The following is a 7,090-nucleotide window of genomic DNA, read 5'->3' as shown; positions in this document are numbered from 1 at the left end:
CAAGAAGCCACCCTGGCCGACAAGCTGGCGCGCAGCCGCGTGCTGCTGGACGCCGTGCTCAAGCGCCTGGATCCGGCGGTGGTGGCCGTGGCCTACACCGGCGGCAAGGACTCCGGCGTGGCGCTGGCGCTCTGGTGCGAGGCCCTGGCGCGCAGCGGCAAGGCCGGACCGCGGGCCATCAGCGTGGACACTGGCCTCAAGTTCCCGGAGGTGAGCGGCTTCCGCGACCGCCTGTGCGCGGAATGGGGCGTGGAGCTGCGCATCGCCCGGCCGCGGGTGGACTTGGCCACATATCCCGTGGCCCAGGACAAGCTTTCCTGCTGCCGTGACCTCAAGATCGAGCCCCTGCACCGCGTCATCCGCGAGACCGGCGTCACGGCCCTTGTGACGGGCCTGAGGCGCGACGAACACGCCTCACGCGCAGAGCGGCCCTACGCGGAACTCAAGCCCGCCACGGAGCACGGGCCGGAACACTGGCAGGTGAACGTCATCTTGGACTGGACGGAAATGGACGTGTGGGCGCACCTGACGGGCGAATGCCTGCCCTACTGCGAGCTGTACCACCAGGGCTATCGCTCGCTGGGCTGCATGCCCTGCACCCGCATGGCCGCCGAGGGCGAAGACGAACGCGCCGGGCGCGACCAGGACAAGGAGCGCCAGCTGGAGGCCCTCAAGGCGCTGGGATATTTCTAGACGCGGCTAGCCGCGTCCGCAGAGCTTCAGCACGGCGGCCTTGATGCCCGCCTTGTCCACGCCCGCCTTGGCGCGCAGCTCCTTGGCCGCGCCATGCTCGATGAACTGGTCCGGGATGCCCACGCGGCGGAAGTCGATGCCGGAGAGCGCGCCCTGGTCGGCGTAGAACTCCATGACTGCGGAGCCGAAACCCCCGGCCAGGCAGCCTTCCTCGGCCGTCAGGATGCGTTTGAACTGCCCCGCCAGCTCCAGCAATTGCGCCTCGGGCAGGGGTTTGATGAACCGCGCGTTGAACACGGCCACGGAAAGGCCGTGCTCGGCTTCCAGCTCCTGGGCGCATTCCAGCGCGGGATACACGCGGGAGCCCAGGGCCACGATCACCGCGTCCGCGCCCTCGCGCAGCAGCTCGCCCTGGCCGATGGGCAGCAGCTCCGGCTCGTCCGCCGCCTCCGCTCCGATGCCCACGCCGCGCGGATAGCGCACCGCCATGGGGCCGGGCGTGGCCATGGCCGTGGCCACCATCTGGGCCAGCTCGGCCTCGTCCTTGGGGGCCATGAAGGTGAGCCCCGGCACGTGGCGCATGTAGGCAATGTCGAACACGCCGTGGTGCGTGGCGCCGTCCTCGCCCACAAGGCCCGCGCGGTCCAGGAAGAACTTCACGTCGAGCCCCTGCAGGCACACGTCGTGCACCACCTGGTCGTAGGAGCGCTGCAAAAAGGTGGAGTAGATGGCCACGGCCGGGGTGAAGCCGCGCGTGGCCAGGCCCGCGGCGAAGGTCACCGCGTGGGGCTCGCAGATGCCCACGTCCACGAAGCGCTCCGGGTGGCGCTTGCGGAAGCAGTCCGTGCCCGTGCCCTCGGGCATGGCGGCGGTTATGGCCACGATCTTCGGGTCCTTGTCCGCCAGGCGGCACAGGCTTTCGCCGAAGACCTCGGTGTAGCTTTTGGGCCCGCCGCCGAGCTTGATCGGGGCCAGGCCCGTCTCCGGCTCAAAGCGGCCCACGCCGTGGAAATAGGTCGGATTGGTCTCGGCCGGGTCGTAGCCCTTGCCCTTCTTGGTCAGCACATGCACCAGCACGGGACGGTCCATGCCCTTGGTCTGCTCGAACACGTCCACCAGGGCGGGAATGTCGTGCCCGTCCACCGGGCCCACGTAGGTGAAGCGGAAGGCCTCGAACAGCATGCCCGGCGTGAAGAAGCTCTTGAGGGAGTCTTCGCTCCGGCGGGCGAACATGGCCAGATCCTTGCCGATGCGCGGGATGTTCGACAGCCAGGACTCGAACTCGCGCTTGAAGCGCTGCGGCGCGGGGCGCGAGAGCTTGCGCGAGAGGAAGTTGGACAGCGCGCCCACGTTCTTGGAGATGGACATCTCGTTGTCGTTCAGCACCACGACCATCTTGCTGCCCATGCCGCCCGCCTGGTTCAGGCCCTCGTAGGCCAGGCCGGAGGTCATGGAGCCGTCGCCGATGACGGCCACCACCTCGTTCTTCTTGCCCGCCAGGTCGCGCGCCAGGGCCATGCCCAGGGCGGCGGAAATGCTCGTGCTGGCGTGGCCCACGCCGAAGTGGTCGTAGGGGCTCTCGGCCATGCGCGGAAAGCCGGACACGCCGCCCAGCTTGCGCAAGGAGTGGAAGTCCGCCGCGCGGCCCGTGAGCAGCTTGTGGGCGTAGGCCTGGTGGCCGACATCCCAGATGAGGCGGTCCTCCTCAAGGTTGAAGGCCTTGAACAGCGCCAGGGTCAGCTCCACAACGCCCAGCGAGGGCGCAAGGTGCCCGCCGCCCTCGGAGCACTGTTCGATGATGACGCGGCGCAGCTCGCCCGCCAGGGCGGCCAGTTCCTCGGCGTTCAGACGCGAGACATCGCCCGGCCGGACGACGTGCTGCAGAAGCTCGCGTCCGTTCGGCGGGGGGACCATCGGCGGCGGGGTCGGTTTGGCGGTCAATTCACGCGCTCCACGATGTAGCGGGCAAGGCCGCGCAGGAAGTCGGCCTCGGCGTGCTCGATGCCCTTGAGCGCATCCACTGCCGCCTCGGCGCGGGCATGGGCCAGCTCGCGGCTCTTGTCCAGGCCGAGCAGGGAGGGATAAGTGGTCTTGCCCTGGCGTTCGTCGCTGCCAACGGGTTTGCCCAAAGTCTTGGTGTCGCCCACCACGTCCAGAATATCGTCGGCGATCTGGAAGGCCGCGCCCACGTTGATGCCGTATTCCCGCGCGCGGCGCACAAACGGCGGCTCCGCCCCGGCCAAGAGCGCCCCGGCCACGCAGGCCGCGGTGATGAGCGCGCCGGTCTTCATGGCGTGCATGCCGCGCAGTTCCTCGAAGCTCACGTCCTGGCGCGGGGTGTATTCCATGTCGAGCGCCTGGCCGCCCACCATGCCGCCGGACCCGGCGGCCGTGGCCACGGCCTGGGCCGCGCGCACCAGCCTGGGCGCGGGCACGTTGCCCTCGTCCGCGCAGGAGAACATGAGGCAGAAGGCCTCGGTCAGCAGGCCGTCGCCCGCCAGGATGGCCGTGGCTTCGTCAAATTTCTTGTGATTGCTCGGCTTGCCCCGGCGCAGGTCGTCGTCGTCCATGGCGGGCAGGTCGTCGTGGATGAGCGAATAGGTGTGGATGAGCTCAAGGGAGCCCGCGAACGGCATGATGCGCGCGCCCGACGCGCCGAACATCCGCGCGAAGGAGAGCACCAGCGCGGGCCGCAGGCGCTTGCCCCCGGCGTGCAGGCTGTACTCCATGCTGGCCAGCAGGCGTTCGGGAATGTCGCGGGCGCGCAGGCAGTCGGCCAGGTAGGCCTCCACTTCCTCCGCGCGCTTCTTGAGTTCGGCCTTCACGTTCATGGTGCCTTCCATCTGTGCGCTCATGCCTCGGGCTCCCCTTCCGCAGTCTCGTTCAGGGCGGCGAATTCCTTCAAGAGTCCGTCCTGCACCAGCCGCACCTCGTTCCTGGCCGTTTCCAGCTGGCGGCCCAGCTCGCCGGAGAGGCCGAGCCCCTCCTTGTACAGGGCGAGGGCCTTTTCCAGGGGCAGGTCGCCCCGCTCCAGGGAATCCACCACGCTCTTCAGGCGCTCCAGGCGCTGCTCGAAACTCGTCTTGTCCTTGGCCATGTTCGCTCCGGCGGGGTTTCCGCTCATTATGGAAGGGCATCATACAGAAAGAGGGGCGCGGGGTCCACCAGCCGCCCCAGCGCCGAAACCCCGAAATGCAGGTGCGAGCGTGTGCTGCGGCCCGTCTCCCCGGCCAGTCCCAGCAGCTGCCCGCGCGCCACGCGCATGCCCGGCGCAACGCGCACTTCCGAAAGGTGGAAGTACATGGTCAGCAGGCCCTGGCCGTGGTCCAGGTACACGCAGTTGCCCGCGTAGTAGAAGGCCCCGGCAAGGGCCACCACGCCATCCGCCGCCGCGGTGACGGGATCGCCGGTCTCGGCCTCCAGGTCCAGGCCCCGGTGCGGCGATTTGGGCTCGCCGTTCAGCACGCGGCCGATGCCGTACTCGCTGGAGAGGCCCCCTTGGGCCGGGCGCGAAAAGGGCAAGCTCCACAGCCGCTGCGCGCTGGCCAGTCCTAAAGTCTGCCGGGTCTGGGCGCGTTCGCGGGTGATGCGCGGCAGCTCCGCGTCCGGCGGGTTCACCATGGCCGGGTCCAGGGTCAGGCGCTCCACCGGGCGCTTGATCTTCACCAGCTCCACGCCCGTCCTAAGCGTGAGAGGCTTGCCGCCCTTGGCGCCCTCTGTCGAGAGGGCCGGGGTCACGCGCACCGTGATGTCCTGCCTGCCGGGCCTGCCGTCCAGCACGTCGGCCCCCAGGATGATGGCGGCCTCCATGCCCGCGCCGCTTTTGCGCAGCACCAGGGGCGCGCTGCGGCCCATGAAGGTCAGCTCGGCCTTGGATGCCGGACGGGCAAGCTTAAGCCGCGCCACAAAGGGCTCGCCGATGGCCGCCGTGGCCGGGCAGAGGATCTCCCCGGCCGAAGGCTGCGAAACCGCCAGCGAACCGGCCGGAGTCGCGTCTGCGCGTTTTTTGCCCGCCAGGGCCGGGGCGCTCATAAGGGCCGAGGACAGCACGACGCAAAGCGCCGCGCACAGCGCACGGAAAAGTCTGCGGCTCATGATGCGCCCTCCTCTGCGACGGGCTCGGCGGCGGCGGCGACAATGGCGGCCACGTCGCCCGCGCCGGTGCGCACGCGCAGCCTGTCGCCGGGCGAAACCTCCGCCGCCGCGCGCAGCAGCCGCCCAGGCGCGCCCTTCTTGTCCAGCACGTGCACCAGGCTGTACCCGCGCGAAAGCGGCGCTTCCGGGTCCAGCCCGGCAAGGCGCGCCCCCAGCACCTCGGCCCGGCGCGAGGCCTCGGCCAGGCGCAGGTCCAGGGCCAGGCGCAGGCGCTCGGTCAGGGCCAGGGTCTGTCCGGCCCTGGCGTCCACGGCGGCGGGACCGAAGGAGCGCAGCAGCCCGCGCAGGGCGTTGGCCGCGTCCTGCCCCCGGGCCTCGAAATAGCGTTCGCCAGCGCCCAAAAGCCGCTGCGAGGCCTCGCGCCAGCCCTGCTCCAGCCGCTCCACGCGCTTGACCGGAGACAGCCAGGTCAGGGCGCGGGAAAGCTCGGCCACCTGCCGCTCCCGGCGCTCCAGAATGGCCCCGAAGGCCCGCGCGAGGTCGGCCTCCAGGCCGTCCACGGCCTGCATAAGGTCCGCGCGCAGGGGCCACAGGCCCGTGGCCACGGCGGACGGGGTGGAAAAGCGCTTGTCCGCCACATAGTCGGCGATGGAGACGTCGGGCTCGTGCCCCACGCCCGTGACCACGGGAATGGCCGAGCGGGCCATGGCCTCGGCCACGGCCTCGGTGTTGAAGGCCCAGAGGTCCTCCAGGCTGCCGCCGCCGCGGATGAGGGCGATGACCTCGGCCCAGCCCTCGCGGTTCACGGCGTCCAGCTGCGCGGCGATCTGCCCCGGCGCGGCGTCGCCCTGCACAAGGGCGGGATAAATGCGCAGCTGCGCGCCCGTGCCCCGCGCCTCGGCCAGGCGCAGAAAGTCGCGCACGGCAGCGCCCTGGGGCGAGGTGATGAGAGCCACGCGGGCCGGGTTCTGCGGGATGGGCTTCTTGCGCGCCTCGTCGAACAGCCCCTTGTCCGCCAGCTTGCGCTTCAGGGCCTCGAAGGCCGCGGCAAGACCGCTGATTCCGGCGGGCTGCACCAGCTCGGCGATGAGCTGGTAGTTGCCGCGCGGCGCGTAGACCGAGATGCGCCCGGCCACCAGCACTTCCTGGCCGTCCGTCAAGAGCTGCGCCGTGTCCATGCCCGGCTCCAGCACCTCGCCGGTGAGGGGGTCGATCCTTTCCGCGCCGGGACCGCTTTTCCCGCCGCGCCCCTGGCTGCCCTTGAACCAGACCACGGCCAGCTGGGCCTCGGCGTCGGAGAGGGTGAAATACAGGTGCCCGGAGGCCGGGCGGGCGAGGTTCGTCACCTGGCCGCGCACCCAGACAAAGGGGAACTCGGCCTCCAGCACGTCCTTCAGGGCGCGGGTGAGGTCGGAAACGGCGAGAATATGCGACATGGGTTCCGCCTAGTCCGCGGCCACGGCGAGGCCGGCGCCGATCATCACCGCGCCCGCGCCCCGGTTGGCGTACTTCCACACCCGGCCGCCGCGCACGGCATTGCGCCCGCGCGAGGCCAGCCAGGCGTACAGCGCGATGACCGAATAGCAGGTGGGCAGGATGGTGGCGGCCACCAGGAACATGTCCAGCCCGGACAGGGCGCGCATGTCCACGAAGCCGGGCAGGAAGCCGCAGTAGAAGGCCACCACCTTGGGATTGCCCAGGGACACGCAGAAGCCGCCCAGGAAGGTGCGGGCCAGGGACGTGTGCTCCGGCTGCGGAGCGGCGTTTCCGGCGGCGTTTTCGGCGGCTCTTTCGGAGGACTGGGGCGCTTTGGCCAGCAGGCAGCGCAGGCCCAGGTAAACGAGATAGGCCGCGCCCGCCCACTTGAGGATCACAAAGGCCCAGCCCAGCTGCTGGGCCACAAGGGACAGGCCGAGCATGGCCAGCAGCAGGTAGAAGCAGTCGCCCAGGACGATGCCGAAGCCCCACAGCAGGCCGCTTTTGAGGCCCCGCGCCAGGGCCTGGCTCACCACGGCGGTGACGCCGGGGCCGGGAATGGCCGCGAACACGAAGGTGGCAAGGGCGAGGCCCGCCGCGCCTTCAAGGCTCAGTGCCGCTGTCATGGGCGCGTTCTCCTGAAAAAGTGGCGCATCGGCGCGGGGTATTCCACGCCGGGGGCCTGTATACGCCGAAACATTTCCGCTGTCCAAGGCCGCGCGGGCGTTTAAAGCGCTGAAACGAACCTGTTTTTCCGTGTGGATGGGCGTGTGCGGAGACGCCCTCTTTTTTTGCGCTGGCCGGGCGGGGGGCACTTCCGCTACAC

General features: G+C 70.2%; 7 protein-coding genes. 1 reads left to right on the top strand and 6 read right to left on the bottom strand.

What is annotated here, in order from left to right; all coding sequences use genetic code 11:
• The first annotated feature begins 12 nt into the window (after nt 1-12).
• On the top strand, nt 13-693 hold the full coding sequence (locus VN419_RS08325; protein WP_414652924.1) for a phosphoadenosine phosphosulfate reductase family protein: 681 nt from the start codon (nt 13-15) through the stop codon (nt 691-693).
• Between the two features lie 6 nt (nt 694-699).
• Here the strand turns inward: VN419_RS08325 and dxs are convergent, their stop codons facing one another.
• From dxs to VN419_RS08295, 6 genes are read right to left on the bottom strand one after another with little or no spacing between them, the layout of a single operon-like run.
• Complete coding sequence (dxs, locus tag VN419_RS08320) at nt 700-2,607, bottom strand: 1-deoxy-D-xylulose-5-phosphate synthase (RefSeq protein WP_325646403.1); 1,908 nt, start codon at nt 2,605-2,607, stop codon at nt 700-702.
• A gap of 23 nt (nt 2,608-2,630) precedes the next feature.
• Entirely contained in the window at nt 2,631-3,548 is a 918-nt protein-coding gene (locus tag VN419_RS08315; protein ID WP_325646398.1) for a farnesyl diphosphate synthase, read from the bottom strand.
• Entirely contained in the window at nt 3,545-3,790 is a 246-nt protein-coding gene (gene xseB, locus VN419_RS08310; RefSeq protein WP_325646401.1) for an exodeoxyribonuclease VII small subunit, read from the bottom strand. The genes VN419_RS08315 and xseB overlap by 4 nt, the downstream gene beginning before the upstream one ends.
• A gap of 26 nt (nt 3,791-3,816) precedes the next feature.
• Nucleotides 3,817-4,788, bottom strand: a complete 972-nt coding sequence (locus VN419_RS08305) for a M23 family metallopeptidase (RefSeq protein WP_325646396.1) — start codon at nt 4,786-4,788, stop codon at nt 3,817-3,819.
• Nucleotides 4,785-6,224 (bottom strand): exodeoxyribonuclease VII large subunit, encoded by a 1,440-nt coding sequence (xseA, locus tag VN419_RS08300; RefSeq protein WP_325646392.1) that lies wholly within the window; start codon nt 6,222-6,224, stop codon nt 4,785-4,787. The genes VN419_RS08305 and xseA overlap by 4 nt, the downstream gene beginning before the upstream one ends.
• A gap of 9 nt (nt 6,225-6,233) precedes the next feature.
• Complete coding sequence (locus VN419_RS08295; RefSeq protein ID WP_325646390.1) at nt 6,234-6,890, bottom strand: LysE family translocator; 657 nt, start codon at nt 6,888-6,890, stop codon at nt 6,234-6,236.
• Between the last annotated feature and the right edge of the window lie 200 nt (nt 6,891-7,090).

It is taken from the genome of Humidesulfovibrio sp. (assembly GCF_035560995.1).
Classification (GTDB): Bacteria; Desulfobacterota; Desulfovibrionia; order Desulfovibrionales; family Desulfovibrionaceae; genus Humidesulfovibrio.
Note: the sequence above shows the minus strand (reverse complement) of the source record. Positions and strands in the feature narration are given on the sequence as shown.

What these genes read in the sequence shown, in the direction of transcription:
- dxs (WP_325646403.1), bottom strand. Translation starts at nt 2,607, where the DNA reads ATGGTCCCCCCGCCGAACGGACGCGAGCTTCTGCAGCACGTCGTCCGG.
- VN419_RS08315 (WP_325646398.1), bottom strand. Translation starts at nt 3,548, where the DNA reads ATGAGCGCACAGATGGAAGGCACCATGAACGTGAAGGCCGAACTCAAG.
- xseB (WP_325646401.1), bottom strand. Translation starts at nt 3,790, where the DNA reads ATGGCCAAGGACAAGACGAGTTTCGAGCAGCGCCTGGAGCGCCTGAAG.
- VN419_RS08305 (WP_325646396.1), bottom strand. Translation starts at nt 4,788, where the DNA reads ATGAGCCGCAGACTTTTCCGTGCGCTGTGCGCGGCGCTTTGCGTCGTG.
- xseA (WP_325646392.1), bottom strand. Translation starts at nt 6,224, where the DNA reads ATGTCGCATATTCTCGCCGTTTCCGACCTCACCCGCGCCCTGAAGGAC.
- VN419_RS08295 (WP_325646390.1), bottom strand. Translation starts at nt 6,890, where the DNA reads ATGACAGCGGCACTGAGCCTTGAAGGCGCGGCGGGCCTCGCCCTTGCC.